Source organism: Pseudonocardia autotrophica (genome assembly GCF_003945385.1).
Lineage (GTDB): Bacteria > Actinomycetota > Actinomycetes > Mycobacteriales > Pseudonocardiaceae > Pseudonocardia > Pseudonocardia autotrophica.
The window spans coordinates 5,877,723-5,896,549 of sequence record NZ_AP018920.1 but is presented as its reverse complement, the minus strand read 5'-3'; the positions used below and the strand labels follow the sequence as shown (position 1 = coordinate 5,896,549).

General features: G+C 77.4%; 2 protein-coding genes (1 of these 2 only partly in view). Both read left to right on the top strand.

Annotated elements, in window-relative coordinates; all coding sequences use genetic code 11:
• Positions 1–8,292, top strand: the 3' portion of a protein-coding gene (locus Pdca_RS27395) for a non-ribosomal peptide synthetase (protein ID WP_085912934.1). Its footprint begins 894 nt before the window's first position; the window shows 8,292 of its 9,186 coding nt (coding positions 895–9,186); its start codon lies off the left edge, out of view; it ends in the stop codon at positions 8,290–8,292.
• Positions 8,289–18,827, top strand: coding sequence for a non-ribosomal peptide synthetase (locus Pdca_RS27390; protein ID WP_158092162.1), 10,539 nt, complete (start codon positions 8,289–8,291; stop codon positions 18,825–18,827). Before Pdca_RS27395 ends, Pdca_RS27390 begins: the two co-directional genes overlap by 4 nt.

The following is an 18,827-nucleotide window of genomic DNA, read 5'->3' as shown; positions in this document are numbered from 1 at the left end:
AACACCCTGCCGGTCCGGGTGGCGCTGCGCCCGGGGGAGCGGGCGGCGGCCTGGCTGTCCCGGATCCAGGCCGAACAGGCCGCGGTGATGGACCACCAGTACCTCGGCCTGGCCCGGATCCAGCGGGAGACCGGCCTGGGCGAGCTGTTCGACTCGCTGGTGGTCGTCGAGAGCTACCCGGTGGACGCCGAGGCGCTGGCCGGCGCGGAGACCGCGGCCGGGCTGCAGGTCACCGGCGGGCAGATCCGCGACGCCACCCACTACCCGGTGACGGTGCTGGCCGAGCAGGACCCGGACCTGACCCTGGTGCTGCGGCACCGGCTCGACGTCGTCGACGCCGATGCCGCCGCGGAGCTGGCCGCCCGCACGGTCGCGGCACTGTCGGCGCTGGTGGCGGACCCGCAGGCACCGGTCGCCGGGATCGGGCTCGACACCCCGGCGGACCGGGAGCGCAGCGCGGCGGCGCTGGCCCCGCCGGCCGGCGCGACCGCCCCGGGCCGGGCCCCGGCGACGATCCCGCAGGCCCGCGCGGAGCTGACCGCCGCCCATGGTCCCGCGATCGCGCAGCGCACCGCGGTCGTCGACGGCGACCGCCGGTTCAGCCACGCCGAGCTGGACGACTGGGCGGCCCGGATCGCCGGGCCGCTGCTGGCCCGCGGCGCCGGGCCGGAGACCCGGATCGGGCTGTACCTGCCCCGCTCGGCGGAGCTGGTCGCGGCGGTGCTCGGGGTGCTGCGCAGCGGCGCCGCCTACGTGCCGCTGGACCCGAACCATCCGGCCGAGCGCACCGCGGCGATCCTGGCCGACACCTCCCCGCTGCTGGTGCTGGCCGCGCCGGGCGCCGATCCCGCCCGGTTCGCCGGCACCCCGGTCGTCGCGCTGCCCGGGCCCGGCGACCCGGCGGACCCCGGAGCACCGGAGGTCCCCGCCGTGCCGCCGGGGCTGCACCCCGACCACGCCGCCTACGTGATCCACACCTCCGGTTCCACCGGCCGTCCGAAGGGGGTGGTGGTCGGGCACGGCAACGTCACCCGGCTGCTGGACGCCACCGACGGCTGGTTCGGCTTCGGCCCGGACGACGTGTGGACGCTGTTCCACTCCTACGCCTTCGACTTCTCGGTGTGGGAGCTGTTCGGCCCGCTGCTGACCGGCGGCACCGTGGTGGTGGTCGACCACGACACCGCCCGCTCCCCGGAGGACCTGCACGCGCTGCTGCGCCGGGAGCGGGTCACCGTGCTCAACCAGACCCCGTCGGCGTTCGCCGGGCTCGACGCGGCCGACGCCGCGAACCCGGCCGGGCTGCCCGATCTGCGCGCCGTCGTCTTCGGCGGGGAAGCGCTCGAACCGCGCACGCTCGCCGGCTGGTACGGCAGGCACCCCGACCGGCCCCGGCTGGTGAACATGTACGGGATCACCGAGACCACCGTGCACGTCACCTACCGGCCGCTGGACCCGGCGTCGGCGGCCGCCGGTGGCAGCCCGATCGGTGGCCCGATCCCGGACCTGCAGCTGGAACTGCTCGACGGCGGCCTGGCGCCGGTGCTGCCCGGCGCGACCGGTGAGCTGTACGTCGGCGGCGCCGGGGTCGCCCGCGGCTACCTGGGCCGGCCCGGCCTGACCGCCTCCCGGTTCGTGGCCGCCCCCGGTGGTGCGCGCCGCTACCGCAGCGGTGACCTGGGGCGGATCCGGCCCGGCGGCGTCGTCGAGCACCTCGGCCGGGCCGACGACCAGGTGAAGGTGCGCGGGTTCCGGATCGAGCCGGGCGAGGTGGAGGTCGTGCTGGCCGCACACCCGGACGTCGGGCGGGCCGCCGTCGTCGCCCGTGACGACGGCACCGGCCCCCGGCTGGTCGGCTATCTGGTGCCGACCGGCCCGGCTCCGGTGGACCCGGCCGCGGTCCGGGCGCACGCCGCGGCGCTGCTGCCCGAGCACATGGTGCCCGCGGTGCTGGTGGTGCTCGACGCGATCCCGCTGACCGGCAACGGCAAGATCGACCGGCGGGCGCTGCCCGATCCGGCCCCGGGTGCCGGCTCCGGGCGGGCGCCGGGCACGCCGGTCGAGGCGGTACTGGCCGATCTCGTCGGCGGGATCCTCGGGATCGGCACGGTCGGCGCCGACGACGACTTCTTCTCCCTCGGCGGGGACAGCATCAGCTCGATCGCGTTGGTCACCCGGGCCAGGGCGGCCGGGCTCACGCTGCGCCCGCGCGACGTGTTCGAGCACCGCACGGTGGCGGCACTGGCCCGCGCCGCGCTCGCCGCTCCCGGCGATGCCGGGGACGTGCCGCCCGCGCTGCGGATCGCGGGCACCGGCCGGGTGCCGTTGCTGCCGGTCGCCCACGATCTGCTCGCCGACGGCGGCCCGATCCGCGCCACCAGCCAGGCCCGGTTGCTGCGTGCCCCGGCGGGCCTGCGCACCGCCGATCTGGTCGCGGGTGTGCAGGCGCTGCTGGACACCCACGATCTGCTGCGGGCCCGGCTCGTCCCGGGCGACGATCCGGTGCTGGAGGTGCCCGAACCGGGCACCGGCGGCACGGGCGGCACGATCGACGCCGCGGCGCTGGTCGAGACGGTGCCCGCGGCGCCGGGCGATCCGGCGGCCCGCGAGCACGGGCTCGGTGTCCCGGCCCGGCTCGATCCGGAGCGCGGCATCATGCTGCGCGTCGTGCACTACCCGGCCGGCCCGGACGTCGAGGGCCGGGTCCTGCTGGTGGTGCACCACCTGGCGGTCGACGGGGTGTCCTGGCGGATCCTCGTCGCCGACCTGGCCGCGGCGGTGGCGGCCGCCGCGGCCGGGTACCGGCCGTCCCCCGATCCGGTCGGCACCCCGTTCCGGGCCTGGGCGATCGCCGCCCGCGCCGCCGCGGACGAGCTGGACGACGAGATCGACCACTGGCGGTCGGTGACCGCGGGAGCGCAGCCCCGGCGGCTGCCCGATCCGCGGCGGGACACCGTCGCCACCGCCCGGACCGTGCGCCGCACGATCGCGGCCGACCGGACCGCCGCGCTGCTGGAGGTCGCGGCCCGGTTCCGGGCCGGACCGGCGGAGCTGCTGCTGGCCGGGGTCGGGGCGGCCCTGGATCTGTCCGACGGCCGGACGGCGCGCACCGTCGACGTCGAGGGCCACGGACGCGAGGAGGACCTGGTCCCCGGCGCCGACCTGACCCGCACCGTCGGCTGGTTCACCTCGATGCACCCGGTCCGGCTGGAGCCGCAGCCGGATCCGGCCGCGCGGCTCAAGGCGGCCAAGGAGGCGCTGCGCGCCGCGCCGCGCGGCGGCATCGGGCACGGTCTGCTGGTCACGGCCGGCCGGCTGCCCGCGCACCGCGGCGAGGCGCTCGTCAACTACCTGGGCCGGTTCGACACCGGCGGCGCTTCCGGCGCTTCCGCCGCGTGGACCGGCGCCCCGGAGGCCGCCACGCTGGGCGGCGCGGCCGACCCGGGACGCCCGGTGTCGCACGCGCTGATCGTCAACGCGGTGCTCGACGACGGCGAGCTCGTCCTGGACCTCACCGCCCCGGCTGCGCTGCGCCCGGGTGCCGAGCTGGACCGGCTCGCCGACGCCGTCGTCGACGGGATCGACGCCGGCTACGCACCGGACGCCGGCGGGCGCACCCCGTCCGATCTGCTCGCCACCGGCCTGACCCAGGCCGAGGTGGACGCGCTCGAACGCGACCGGCCCGGTTTCGTCGACGCCTGGCCGCTGACCCCGCTGCAGCAGGGCATGGCGTTCCACACCGCGGCGATCGGCGACGGCCCGGACGTCTACACCGTGCAGTGGAGCTACGACCTCACCGGCGAGCTGGATCCGGGGCGCCTGCGGTCGGCCGCGGACGCGCTGCTGACCAGGCACGAGAACCTGCGGGTCGCGCTGCATCCGCGGGCCGGCGGCGGGTTCGTGCAGGTCGTCGCCGCGCCGGGGCTCGCAGCGCCGTGGTCGGAGGTGGACCTCACCGGTGCCGCCGACCCGGAGGCCGCTGCCGACGCACTGGCCGCCGCCGATCGCCTGCAGCGGTTCGATCCGGCCATCGCGCCGCTGCTGCGATTCGCCCTCGTCCGGTTCGCGCCGGGCCGGCACCGGCTGCTGTTCACCAGCCACCATCTGCTGCTCGACGGCTGGTCCACCCCGCTGCTGGTCCGCGAGCTGCTACAGCTCGCCGCGGGCGGCGCCGCCGGACCGGTCCCGGTGCCCTATCGGGAGCACCTGCGGCTGCTCGCCGCGCGGGACACCGCGGCCGCCGAGCGGGCCTGGTCGGCCGCGCTCGCCGATCTCGACGAGCCGACCCTGCTCGGCCCGCCCGGCGGTGCACCCGAGCCGGTGCTGCCGGTGCGGATCGAGGTGCCGGTGACGACGGCGGAGACGGCGGAGCTGGTCGCGCTCGGCCGCCGGACCGGGGTCACCGTGAACACCTTGGTGCAGGTGGCGTGGGGGCTGGCGCTGGCCCGCGGTCTCGGCCGCGACGACGTGGTGTTCGGCGCCGTGGTGTCCGGGCGTCCGGCGGATCTGCCCGGGGCGCAGGAGATGGTCGGGCTGTTCGTGGAGACGGTCCCGGTGCGGGTCCGGCTGCGTCCCGGCGAGACCGTCGCCGAGCTGACCCGGCGGGTGCAGGACGAGCAGGCCGGACTGCTGGAGCACCAGCACCTCGGGCTCGCCGCGATCGGGCGGGCCGCCGGGAGCCGGGAGCTGTTCGACACGCTCACCGTGTTCGAGAGCTACCCGGTGGACACCGAGGCGCTCGCCAGAGCCCAGGCCGACGCCGGGCTGGTGGTCTCCGCGGTGCAGGGCCGGGACGCCACCGAGCATCCGCTGACCGTCACCGCTGCCGTGCAGGACGGCCGGTTGCTGCTGTCGCTGGAGCACCGGCCGGACGTGGTCGGCCCGGTCCCCGCCGCGCGGTGGACCGCCCGGCTGCGCGGCGCGCTGACCGCGCTCACCGCCGACCCGCAGGCCCCGGTCGCGACCGTCGACCTGCTCGGCGCCGACCGGGACCGGATCGTCGCGGCGGGCCGTGGGCCCGCTCCGGAACCGGTGCCGGAGTCGCTGCTCGGGGAGCTCTTGGCAGGGCTCGCCGCGGCCGCCCCCGACCGGACCGCGCTGGTCGCCGAGGACGGGAGCCACAACACCGCCGAGCTGGCGGCGCAGGTGCACCGGCTGGCCCGGGTGCTCGCCGGCGGAGCCGGTTCGGGGGGCACTGCCGGCGGAGCCGGTTCGGGGGGCACCACCGGCGGAGCCGGTTCGGAGTGTGCTGCCGGCCCGGAGCGCACCGTCGCGGTGCTGCTGGCCCGCAGCGCCGACGCCGTGATCGCCCCGCTCGCCTGCTGGGCGGCCGGCGCGGTCTACCTGCCGGTCGATCCGGCGCTGCCCGACGAGCGACTGCGGATGCTGCTCGAGGAGTCCGAGTCGGTGCTCGTCGTGACCACCGCCGACCTGGCGCATCGGGTACCGGCGACGGTGCCCGCGCTCGTCCTGGACACCCCGGACGTGCGGGCCCGGCTCGCCGCGGCCGATCCGGCACCGCTCACCGACGCCGACCGCACCGCCCCGCTGCACCCGGGCAACGCCGCGTACCTGATCTTCACCTCGGGTTCGACCGGCCGGCCGAAGGGGGTCGTGGTCGATCACGCGTCGACACTGGGCCTGCTCGCCGCGCACCGGGCCGGGCTGCACGCCGGCCGTGGCCGACTGCGGGTGCTGCACGGCGCCGCGTTCTCCTTCGACGCTGCGATCGATCCGCTGCTGTGGCTGCTCGACGGGCACGAGCTGCACCTGCGTGACGTGCTCGGCGACCCGGACGCGGTGGTCGCCACCGTCCGACGGGACCGGATCGACCACGTCGATCTGCCGCCGTCGTTCCTGCGGGCGGCGCTGGACGCCGGGCTGCTCACCGGGGAGCACCGGCCGTCGCTGGTCGTCACCGGTGGTGAGGCCGTGCCGTCCGGGCTCTGGGACGATCTCGCCGCCGCCGGTACCGACGCGGTGAACGTCTACGGCCCCACCGAGGCCACCGTCGACGCCGTCACCGCCCCGGTGCTGCCGGGCGACCCGGTGATCGGCACCCCGCTGGCCGGGACCGTCGCCGAGGTCCGCGGGCCCGGGCTGGAGCTGCTCGGTGACGGCGTCACCGGCGAGTTGTACCTGGGCGGGCCCGGGGTGGCCCGCGGCTACCGGGGGCTGCCCGCGCTCACCGCGTCCCGGTTCGTCGCCGCACCCGACGGCGCCCGCCGCTACCGGACCGGTGACCTGGTGCGCCGCCGCGCCGACGGGGCGCTGGAGTTCGCCGGCCGCGTCGACGAGCAGGTGAAGATCCGGGGCTTCCGGATCGAGCCGGGCGAGGTGGCGGCCGCGCTGCTCGCCCATCCGGACGTCGGGCAGGCCGCCGTCGTCGCCCGGGAGGACACCCCCGGCGTGCGCAGGCTGGTCGGGTACCTCGTCGCGGCACCCGGCCGGGTCCCTGATCCGGCCGCCGTGCGGGAGGCGATCCGCGCGACGCTGCCCGAGCACCTGGTCCCGGCCGCGCTGGTGCTGCTCGACGCGCTGCCGCTGACCCGGCACGGGAAGCTGGACCGGGCCGCGCTGCCGGAACCGGAGATCACCGGCGCCGCCGGCCGGGCCGCGGAGCAGGGCCCGGAGGCGGTTCTCGCCGCGCTGTTCGCCGAGCTGCTCGGGGTCGCCGAGGTCGGTGCCGACGACGACTTCTTCGCCCTCGGCGGGGACAGCATCGTCTCGCTCGGCCTGGTCGGCAGGGCCCGTGCGGCCGGCCTGGTGCTCTCCCCGCGCGACGTGTTCACCCGGCGCACCCCGGCCGAGCTGGCCCGGGCCGCCGCGACGCACGCCGATGCCGCCCCGGTGTCGCGCCCGGTCGTCGACCCGGTCGGGCCGGTGCCGAACACCCCGATGCTGGCCGAACTGCTGGCCGGAGGATCCGCCGGGCTGGCCCGCTACGCGCAGATCCGGGTGCTCGTCACCCCGGCCGGGCTGGACCCGGCCGTGCTGCGCGGCGCGTTCGCCCGGCTGCTCGCCGTGCACCACGTGCTGCGTGCCCGGATCACCGGGACCGGCCCGGAGCGCCTGCTGCACGTCGATCCGGAGACCGACGTCGACGACGTCCTGCGGACCGTCGCACCCGGACCGGTCGGTGCCGAGGAGCTGCGGGCCGCCGCGACCGCGGAGCTGGACGCGCTGGATCCGTTCACCGAGCCGCTGCTGCGGGCGGTGTACCTGCCCGGCACCGGCGGCACCGGACGGCTGCTGATGGTCGCCCACCACACCGGCGTCGACGCGGTGTCCTGGCGGGTGCTCGCCGCCGACCTGGCCGCCGCCGTCGACGGCATCGAGCCCGCGCCCGAGCCGGTGACCTGGCGGGAGTGGGCCCGGATGCAGTCCGACGCGGTACCGGCGGCCCGGGCCGGGCTGCCCGGGTGGCTCGGCGTGCTCGGCGGCGAGGACCCGCCGCTGGGGACCCGGCGGGTGGATCCGGGCACCGACACGCTCGCCACGGTGCGCGAGCTGACCGTCTCCGTCGACGCCGCGACGACCACCGCGTTGCTGGAACGGCTGCCGCTGCTCTACCGCTGCGGCCCGGACGAGGTGCTGCTCGCCGCGACGGCGATCGCGGTACGCCGCTGGCGGCGCGACGAGCTCGACGAGGACCACACCTCGGTGCTGGTCGACCTGGAGGGACACGGCCGGGACGCCGCCGGGCTGGACCTGTCCCGCACGGTCGGCTGGTTCACCACGCTGCGCCCGGTCCGGCTCGACGTCGGCGATCTCGACCCGGCCGCGGTGGCGGGCGGCGGGCAGGCCGCCGGCGCACTGCTGAAGCGGGTGAAGGAGCAGCTGCGCACCGCCCCCGTCGACGGGTACGGGCTGCTCCGCCATCTCGATCCGGAGTCCGGACCGGCGCTCGCCGGGCTGCCCGCACCGCAACTGCTGGTGAACCACCTGGGCAGGCTCGACCCGCCCGGCGCCGCCGGTTCCGCCTGGTCCGGTGCGCCCGAGGCGGGCGCGCTCGGCGGGGCCGCGGACGCGGCGCTGCCGGCCCGGCACACCGTCACCGTGGACACCGCCGTCGAACCGGACGGCGCGTTGCGGGCGAGCTGGGGGTACTGCGCGAGCGTGCTCACCGCCGCCGAGGCGCAGGCGCTGGCCGACGCCTGGACCGACGCGCTGCGCGGGCTGGCCCGGCACGCCGACGCCGGCGACGCCGGCGGTCTCACCCCGTCCGACCTGCTCGTCCCCGGTCTCGACCAGGACCAGATCGACCGTCTCGAGAACCTCTGGAGGGCTCCGTGAGCGCCACCCCGGCCGCACGTACCACCGGGCTGGCGGACATCCTCCCGCTGTCCCCGCTGCAGGAGGGCCTGCTCGCACTCGACGGGCTGGACACCGCCCGCGACGGCGTCGACGTCTACGTGGTGCAGCTGGCCGTGGATCTCGACGGCGACGCGGATCCGGCGCTGCTGCGCCGGTCGCTGGCCGCGCTGCTGGAGCGGCACCCGAACCTGCGGGCCGGGTTCGTCACCGACGGGGTGGACCGGCCGGTGCAGGTGGTGCCGCGCGCGGTGGAGCTGCCGTGGACCGAGCGGGACCTCACCTCGGCCGCCGACCCGGAGGCCGAGTGGTCCACACTGCTCACCGCCGACCGCGCGGAGCGTTTCGACCTCGCCCGCCCGCCGCTGCTGCGCTGCCTGCTCGCCCGGCTCGCCCCCGGCCGCTGGCGGCTGCTGGTCACCAACCACCATCTGCTGCTCGACGGCTGGTCCACCCCGCTGCTGGTCCGCGAGCTGCTGGAGACCTACGCCGCGGGCGGTGACGCCGGTGGGCTGCCCGCCGTCCGCCCGTACCGGGACCATCTCGCGTACCTGGCCGCGAAGGACGGTGTCGCGTCCGGCCGGGCCTGGGCAGATGCGCTGGACGGACTGCCCGGCCCGACCCTGCTCGGCCCGCCCGGCGCCGCCCGGGTCGGCAGGCCGGGCCCGCGGGTGCCGCTGGAGCTCGGCCCGGAACGGGTGGCGGCGCTGCGGCTGCGGGCCCGTGAGCTCGCGGTCACCGTGAACACCCTGCTGCAGTGCGCGTGGGGGCTGGTGCTGGCCACCGAGCTGGGCCGCACCGACGTGGTGTTCGGCGCGGTGGTGTCCGGCCGCCCGGCGGACCTGCCCGGCGCCGGATCGATGATCGGCCTGTTCGTCAACACCGTCCCGGTGCGGGTCCGGATCCGGCCCGCGGACACCCTCGCCGGGCTGCTGCGCAGGCTGCAGGACGAGCAGGCGGCGCTGCTGGAGCACCAGCACCTCGGCCTCGCCGAGATCGCCCGGTCCGCGGCGATGCCCGGGACGGACCTGTTCGACACGCTCACCGTCGTCGAGACCTACCCGGTCGATCTCGACGCCGTCCGGGCCGCGGAGGCCCGCGCCGGGCTGACGGTCACCGGGGTGTCCGGTGTGGACGACACCAACTATCCGGTCACGCTGACCGCGGAGGGCACCGGTGACGCGCTGACGGTGTGGCTGGACCACCGTGCCGACGCGGTCACCCCGGAGTGGGCGGCCCGGCTCGCCGCGCGCACCGAGCAGGCACTCGCGGCGATCGCGGAGCGGCCGGACACTCCGGTCGCGGCGCTGGACCTGCGCCGGGCGGGGGAGCGCGGCGGGCTGCACGCCGATCCGGTGCCCGCCCCGGCCGGCAGCCTCGGCGAGCTGCTGGCCCGCCAGGCCGCCCGGACCCCGGACGCGACCGCGCTGAGCGGCCCGGCCGGCGGGCACGGCGACCGGCTGGACTTCGCCGGGCTGCTCGCCGCCGCCGACTCACTCGCCGCCCGGCTGGTCGCGGCCGGCGCCGGGCCCGAGCGGGCGGTACTGGTGGCGCTGCCGCGCACGGTGGACGCCGTCGTCGCCTGGTGCGCGGTGTGGCGGGCCGGCGCGGCGCTGGTCCCGGCCGATCCGGGCTTCCCGGCGGCGCGTCTGGCCGAGCTGCTCACCGCGGTCCGGCCGGTCGCGGTGCTGGCCGCACCGGACGCGACCGGTCTCACCGACGCGGTCGGGCTGCTCGGGCCGGACGGTCCCCGGCCCGCCGTGCTGGATCCGGCGCCCGGCGCGCGGCCGGACCCGGCTGCGACGGACCCGGCTGCCGCGGCGCCGGCCGCCCCGGGCCCGGTCGCTGCGGACGCGTCCGGCGGTGCCCCGCCGCCCGGACCCGTACCGGACGTGCAGCCCGGCAACGCCGCCTACACGATCTTCACCTCCGGCTCCACAGGCACACCGAAGGGCGTCACGGTGCCGCACGCCGCGGTGCTGGCGCTGTGGGCGGCGCACCGCGCCGACCGGATGCCGCAGCGCCCGGTCACCGTGCTCGCGTCCGCCCCGCTGGTGTTCGACGCCGCACTCGAACCGGTGCTGTGGATGCTCGCCGGGCACCACTGCCGGCTGGTCGGCGCCGAGATCGCCCGCGACCCGGCGGCGCTGGTCGCCGAGAGCAGGTCCGCCGCCGCCGGGTACGTCGACGCCGCCCCGACCCTGCTGCGCGAGCTGCTCGACGCCGGACTGCTGGATCCGGCCGCCGGGCCGGTCCCCCAGCTGGTCGGCACCGGTGGCGAGGCGGTCGGCGGCGCGCTGTGGGACCGGCTCGCCGCCGAGCCGGGGATCACCGCACTGAACTTCTACGGCCCGACCGAGACGACCGTCGACGCCACGGTCGCCCGGATCGCGCCGGGTACGCCGCACATCGGCGGCCCGGTCGCCGGGGCGTCGGTGCAGGTGCTGGACCCGCTGCTGCGCCCGGCCGCGGACGGCGCCCCCGGCGAGCTGGTGATCGGCGGCGCCGGACTGGCCCGCGGCTACCACGCGGATCCGGCGCGCACGGCGGAACGCTTCGTCGCCGCGCCCGGCGGTGCCCGCCGCTACCGGACCGGGGACCGGGTGCGCCTGGTGCACCGCGACGGCGCCGCCGAGCCGGTGCTGGAGTTCCTCGGCCGCACCGACGACCAGGTCCAGGTCCGCGGGGTCCGGGTGGAGCCGGCCGAGGTCGCGGCCGTGCTGGCCGCTCATCCCGACGTCGCCCAGGCCGAGGCACTGGTGACCGACCCGGCGTCCGATCCGGCCGGGCCCCGGCTGATCGGCTACGCGGTTGCGCGCCGCGGCACCGCCCCGCTCGGTGCGGAGCTGCGCGAGCACCTGCGCCGGTCGCTGCCGGCGCACCTGGTCCCGGCCGCGGTGCTGGTGCTCGACGAGCTGCCGGTCACCGGTACCGGCAAGGTCGACCGGTCCGCGCTGCCGCTGCCGGCGGCCGGTGCCGGTCGCGGCCCGCGCACCGCTGCCGAACAGACGCTGGCCGGTCTGGTCGCCGGCGTCCTCGGCCTCGACCGGGTGGGCACCGACGACGACTTCTTCGCGCTCGGCGGGCACTCGCTGCTCGCGGTGCGGCTGGCGTCACGGGCCCGGGAGGCGCTCGGCGTGGAGCTGGCCGTGCGGGACGTGTTCGACGCGCCGACGGTCGCCGGGCTGGCCCGGCTGGCCGCCGAGCGCACCGGCGCCCCGCAGCGTCCCGCGCTGCGCCGCCGGGCGCGGCCGGAGCGGCTGCCGCTCTCCCCGGCGCAGGAGCGGCTGTGGTTCCTGCACCGGATCCAGGGCGCGTCGGCGACCGACAACGTCCCGTTCGTGGCCCGGCTCACCGGTGAGGTCGACGCGGGTGCGTTGCGCGCCGCGCTGGCCGACCTGACCGCGCGGCACGAGGTGCTGCGCACCGTCTACGCCGAGCACGACGGCGACCCGTACCAGGTCGTGCTGCCCGCCGACCGAGGTCAGCCGGAGCTGGTGGAACGCACCGTCGACAGCGCCGGGATCGACAGCGCCGGGATCGACAGCGCCGGGATCGACAGCGCCGGGATCGACAGGGCCGGGATCGACGGGACCGAGTTCGACAGGGCCCTGCAGGACGCCGTCGGGTACGCCTTCGACCTGGCCCGGGAGATCCCGGTCCGGGCCTGGCTGCTGCGCACCGGACCGGACAGCTCGGTGCTGGTGCTGCTGGTGCACCACGTCGCGGCCGACGAGTGGTCCACCGAGCCGCTGCTGCGCGACCTGGGCACGGCCTACGCCGCCCGGTGCGACGGGCGGGCGCCACGGTGGGCTCCGCTGCCGGTGCAGTACGCCGACTACGCGCTCTGGCTGCGCGAACACGGCGCCGGCGACGATCTCGCGCACTGGCGCACCGCGCTCGCCGGCCTGCCCGACGAGCTGGACCTGCCGCGGGACCGGCCGCGCGGCCGCACCGCGTCGCAGCGCGGCGACGAGGTGCGGTTCACGATCGACCGGCGCACCGCGCGACGATTGCGCGCGGTCGCCACCGAGCACCGGGTCACGCTGTTCATGCTGGTGCACGCCGCCGTCGCGGTGACGCTGACCCGCTCCGGTGCGGGTACCGACGTCGTCGTCGGCTCCCCGGTGGCCGGCCGCTCGGACACCGGGCTCGACGATCTCGTCGGCTGCTTCGTCAACACCCTGGTGCTGCGCACCGACACCTCCGGCGATCCCACGTTCGGTGACCTGCTGGACCGGGTGCGCCGGGCCGACCTGGACGCGTTCGCGCACGCCGACGTGCCGTTCGAGCAGCTGGTGTCCGAGCTGAACCCGCCGCGCTCGGCGGCCCGGCATCCGCTGTTCCAGGTGATGGTCACGGTCGCGGCGGCGCTCGGCGAGGACCTGGGGTTGCCCGGGACCCGCACCGAGCCGCACCCGGTGCCCACCACCACGTCCAAGTACGACCTGTCGGTCACCGTCGGCGAGGCCGCTCCGGACGGTGCACTCGAGGGCCTGCTGGAGTACGCCACCGACCTGTTCGACGAGCCCACCGCACGGGCGCTGGCGGAGCGCCTGCAGCGGGTGCTGAGCGCGGTCGCCGCCGACCCGGGGACCCGGATCGGCGCGATCGAGATGCTCGGCGCCGACGAGCGGGAACGGGTGCTGCAGCACTGGAACGACACCGCGGCACCGGTCGTGTCGGAGACCCTGCTGCAGCTGCTCGACGACGGCGCCGCCGTCGCCCCGGACGAGGTGGCCCTGGTCGACAGCGGGCGCCGGTTCACCCGCCGCGAGCTCGACGCACACGTCGCGGCGCTCGCGCACCGTCTGGTCGCGGCCGGGGTCGGCGCGGAACGGGTGGTCGGGATCGGGATGCCCCGCTCGGCGGAGATGGTGGTCGGGCTGCTCGCCGTGCTGCGCGCCGGTGGCGCGTTCGTCCCGGTCGACCCGGGCTGGCCCGCCGCCCGGCGGGCCGCCGTGCTCACCGATGCGCGCGCGGTCGCCACGCTGGTCACCGAGCCGTGGCCGGACGACTGCGGCGTCGCGCAGGTCGTGGTCGACCTGGACACACCTCCACCGTCGGACGTCGCGCCGCCGGTGCCCCAGCTGGACCCGGCCGGGCTCGCCTACGTGATCTTCACGTCCGGCTCGACCGGCACGCCGAAGGGCGCGATGATCCGGCACGAGGCGATCAGCGCCCGGCTGCGCTGGCAGGCCGGGCTGCTCGGGTTCGGTGGCCCGTCGGACGCGTCGCTGTTCAAGGCACCGCTGGCCTTCGACATCTCGATCAACGAGATCCTGCTGCCGCTGGTCACCGGTGGCCGGTTGGTGCTCGCCGCCGCGGGTGACGAGCGCGAACCGCAGCGGCTGCTGGAGCTGATCGCCCGCGAGCGGGTCACCTTCGTGTACCTGGTGTCGTCCATGTTGGACGCCCTGCTGGAGCTGGACCGGGCCGGCGGGACCGGGCTGCTCACCGGCTTGCGGCACGTGTGGTGCGGCGGCGAGGTGCTCACCCCGGACCTGTTCGACCGGTTCCGGGCGCACCTGAGCACCACGCTCTATCACGGTTACGGCCCGGCCGAGGCGACGATCGGGGTCTCGCACGTCGTCTACACCGACGGGGCCGACCGGATCGCCACGTCGATCGGGCGGCCGAACCCGAACACCCGGCTCTACGTCCTCGACGACCGGTTGCGCCCGGTCCCGCCCGGGGTGACCGGCGAGTTGTACGCGGCCGGGTTCCTGCTCGGCCGTGGCTACCTGCGCGCCCCCGGGGTGACCGCGGGCCGGTTCGTGGCCGATCCGTTCGGGCCGCCCGGGCAGCGGCTCTACCGCACCGGTGACCTCGCACGCTGGGCGGGCGACGGCAGCCTCGACTTCGTCGGCCGGGCCGACCACCAGGTCAAGATCCGCGGCATGCGGGTCGCCCCGGAGGAGGTCGAGGCCGAGCTGGCCGGGCATCCCGGGGTGCGCCGGGTGGTGGTGACCCTGCGCCGCACCCCGGCCGGCTCGGTGGCGCTGGTCGCACACGCGGTACTGCACGAGCCGGACGGCGGCGGGTCGTACGGGGGACGGCACGGGCAGCACGGGTCGCACGAGCCGGGCCGCGGCGACGGGCCGCACGAGCAGCACGGGCCGGGCCCGGTGGACGCCGCCGGGCTACGGGCCTGGGCCGCGGAACGGTTGCCCGAGCACCTGGTGCCGACCGCCGTCGTCCTGATGGACGCGCTGCCGGTCACCGTGAACGGCAAGATCGACCGGGCGGCACTGCCCGAACCCGCCTGGGACGCCCGCGTGGGCCGGGCCCCGCGCGGCGACCGGGAGACGGCACTGGCCCGGGTGTTCTCCGACGTGCTCGGCCTCGACGAGGTCGGCGCGGACGACGACTTCTTCGCACTCGGCGGGCACTCGCTGCTCGCCACCCGGCTGGTCTCCCGGATCCGGGCGACCCTGGACACCGAGCTGTCGGTGCGCGAGGTGTTCACCGCGCCGACCGTCGCCGGGCTCGCCGCGGTGCTGGACGGTGCCGCGTCGGCCCGTCCGGCGCTGCGCCCGCGGCCCCGCCCGGCGGCGGTCCCGCTGTCGTTCGCCCAGGAGCGGCTGTGGTTCCTGGACCGGCTGGAGGAGGGCGCGGCCGCTGCCTACACGATCCCGCTGACCGCGCGGATCCGCGGCGATCTCGACGCGGACGCACTGGCGGCCGCGGTCGGCGACCTGACCGACCGGCACGAGAGCCTGCGCACCCTGCTGCCGCTGGACGGGCCGCGGCCGGTGCAGCGGATCCTCCCGGCCGGCACGCCGGCACCGTTCGCGGTGCTCGACGTCGCGCCGGACCGGGTCGTCGCGGTCGCCGCCGAGCAGGCCGCGCACCGGTTCGACCTGGCGGCCGAGCAGCCGCTGCGGGTCCGGCTGGTCCGGTCCGCGGACGGGAGCCCCACCGGGCCCGGCACCGCCGTGCTGGTGACGCTGCTGCACCACGTCGCCGCCGACGAGTGGTCCACCGAGCCGCTGCTGCGCGATCTCGCGACGGCGTACGCGGCCCGGCTGGCCGGCCGCGCTCCGGCGTGGACGCCGCTGCCGGTGCAGTACGCCGACTACGCGCTCTGGCAGCGCGAGCTGTTCGCCGGCCCGGAGGCCGAGCAGCAGATCCGCTACTGGCGGGACCGGCTCGCCGGGCTGCCCGAGGAGCTGGAGCTGCCCCGGGACCGGCCGCGCCCCGCGGTGGCGTCCGGGCGCGGCGGCGAGGTGCGGTTCGCGGTCGGCGCGGACACCACCCGCCGGCTCGACGAGCTCGCCGCAGGCTCCGGCGCGACCGGGTTCATGGTGCTGCACGCGGCGCTCGCCGCTCTGCTCACCCGGCTCGGGGCGGGCACCGACGTCGTCGTCGGGTCGCCGGTGGCCGGGCGGACCGACACCGCGCTCGACGAGCTCGTCGGCTTCTTCGTCAACACCCTGGTGCTGCGCACCGACACCGCGGGCGACCCGTCGTTCCGGGAGCTGCTGGGCCGGGTCCGGGCCGGTGACCTGGACGCCTACGCGCACGCCGACATCGGCTTCGAGCGGCTGGTCGAGGAGCTGAACCCGGCCCGCTCGGCTGCCCGGCATCCGCTGTTCCAGACGATGCTCGTCTACCAGAACGCCCGCGACACCGGCGCCGGCGGCCTGCCGGGCGTCGAGGTGCAGGCGCACGACGTCGAGGTGACAGCGGTCAAGTTCGACCTGACCGTCACGGTGTCCGAGCTGGGCCCCGACGCCGGCCTGGCCGGATCGGTGGAGTTCGCCGCCGACCTGTTCGATGCGGAGACGGCCGAGCGGATCGGGGACCGGTTGGCCCGGCTGCTCGACGCCGTCGCCGCCGCCCCGGACGCCCCGATCGGCGCGATCGAGCTGCGCACCCCCGCGGAGGTCGCGCTCGCCGACCGGGCCGGGACCGGGCCGGCCGCCGATCCCGGCCCGCCGTTCCCGGTGCTGTTCGCCCGTACGGCGGCGAACCGGCCGGACACACTCGCGGTCACCGGGCCGGACGGTGCACTCAGCTATCACGAGCTGGCCCGCGCGGTCTCCGGGTTCGCCGCCGAGCTGCGCGCGCGGGGCATCGGGTCCGGGCCGGGCGAGCAGCTCGTCGCGCTGGCCCTGCCCCGCGACCTGCGGATGGTGGTGGCGCTGCTCGGGGTGCTGCACGTGGGCGCCGGCTATCTGCCACTCGATCCGGATCTCCCCGCCGCGCGCCTGGAGCTGGTGCTGGCCGACGCCGATCCGGTGCTGACGGTGACCGCCGACGGCGCCGGTGAGCGGCTGCCGTCCGGGAGCGGTCCGGTGCTCCGCTGGGAGCGGGAGTGGCCCGGCGGGCTGCCCGACGCGGCACCGGACGATCCGGCGCCGGTGCACCCGCTGCAGGCCGCCTACCTGGTACACACCTCCGGCTCCACGGGGCGCCCCAAGGGCGTGGTGATCGCGCACCGCTCGCTGGCGAGCTATCTCTCCGCGGCCGTCCGGGACCTCGGCATCGGCCCGGCCGACCGGGTGCTGGCGCACACCACGCTGTCGTTCGACCCGTCGATCCTGGAGATCCTCGCCCCGCTCACCCGGGGCGCCTCGGTGCACCTGGTGGAGCGCGACGACGTGCGCGACCCGCTCCGGTTCGCCGCCCGGATCGCCGAGATCGCGCCGACCCTGGTGCAGGCCACGCCGACCGTGTGGCAGTCCCTGCTGGAGCACACCGGGCTGGCCCTGCCCGGGGCGACCGCGCTGGTCGGTGGGGAGGCGCTGAGCGCCCCGCTCGCCGCGGAGCTGGTCGCCCGCACCGGCCGGGTGCACAATCTCTACGGCCCGACCGAGAGCACCGTCTGGTCGACGTCCGGCCCGGTCACCGCGCCGGTCACCGGGCCGCCGCCGGTCGGGTCACCGCTCGCCGGTGTCCGGTTGTACCTGCTCGACGACCGGCTGCGGCCGGTCCCGCCCGGTGTCGCCGGGGAGCTCTACGTCGGCGGCGAAGGGGTCCGCCGCGGATACCACGGCCGCCCCGGCCTGACCGCCGAACGGTTCGTCGCCGGCGACCCGGAGGTCCCCGGCGGGCGGCTCTACCGGACCGGTGACCTGCTCCGGATGACCCGGGACGGCGAGCTGGAGTTCCTCGGCCGGGCCGATCACCAGGTCAAGATCCGGGGCGTGCGGATCGAGCTCGGCGAGATCGAGTCGGTGCTCACCGCGCATCCGGCGGTCGGCCGCGCCGTCGTGCTGGCGGTGCCCGGTGACACCGGGCCGCGCCTGGTCGGCTACCTGACCGCGGCCGCCCCGGGGGCCCCGCCGGATCCCGGCGAGGTCCGCGCGCACGCGGCGGCCCGGCTGCCCGCGACGGTCGTCCCGTCGGCGTTGATGGTGCTCGACCGCTTCCCGCAGACCGCGACCCGCAAGGTCGACCGGGGCGCGCTGCCGCTGCCCGACGAGCCGGGAGGCGCGACCGGGCGGGCCCCGGCGGGGCCGGTCGAGCAGGCGCTGACCGAGGTGGTCGGCGAGGTGCTCGGCCGCGGGCCGGTCGGTGCCGACGAGGACTTCTTCGCGCTCGGCGGGCACTCGATGCTGCTGGTCGCGCTGGCCGAGCGGATCGCCGAGCGGCTCGGCGTCCGGCCCGGCGTGGCGGAGCTGTTCGCCGCGCCCACCCCGGCCGCGATGGCCCGTGTCCTGCAACGGGGGGCGTCCGGCAGCGGATCGGCGCTGGCACCGCTGATCGAGCTGCGGCCGGTGGCCGACGGATCGGCCCCGCCACTGGTGTGCGTGCACCCGGCGGGCGGCTCGGCCTGGCCGTACCGGGCGTTGGAGCGCTACCTGCCCGCCGGGACCGGCGTGCTGGGCCTGCAGTCCCCGTTGCTGGCCGATCCCGCGGCGGCCGAACCCGCCGATCTCGGTGCGCTCGCCGCCGACTACCTCGCCCGGCTGCGCGAACGGCTGCCGCACGGCCCGTACCGGCTGCTGGGCTGGTCGTTCGGCGGGAACGTCGTGCACCGGATGGCGGAGCTGCTGGAGGCGGCGGGGGAGCGGGTCGAGCTGCTGGTGCTGCTCGACGCCCGGGTGCACTACCCGGGTGCGTCGTCCCGGCCCGAGGGTCCGGCGGCGCTCGCCGAGTTGCTCACCGACCTGGGCCGGCCGACCGGGCCGGACGAGGTGCCCACGGTGCAGCGGGCCGCGGTGCTGCTGCGCGAGGCGGGCGGCGACCCGGCGGGGCTGGGCGCCGACGGGGTGACGGCGATGCTGCGCAGCCACCTGCTCGCCGGCCGGCTGCTGACCGGTGCCCGCTACGGCGTCGTCGCGGCACCGGCGCTGTGCGTGGACGCGACGGTGCCGGAGCCGGACCTGCCGGCGCCGCCCGGACCCGCCTCGGCGGACTGGGCCGGGCACCTGGGCGGCCCGGCCGAGGTGTACCCGGTCGGCTGCCGGCACGGCGGCGTGCTGTCCGGCGCCGCACTGGACACCGTCGGACGGCTCCTCGCGGAACGGCTGGCGGCGGACCGACCGGCGGACCGACCGGCGGACTGA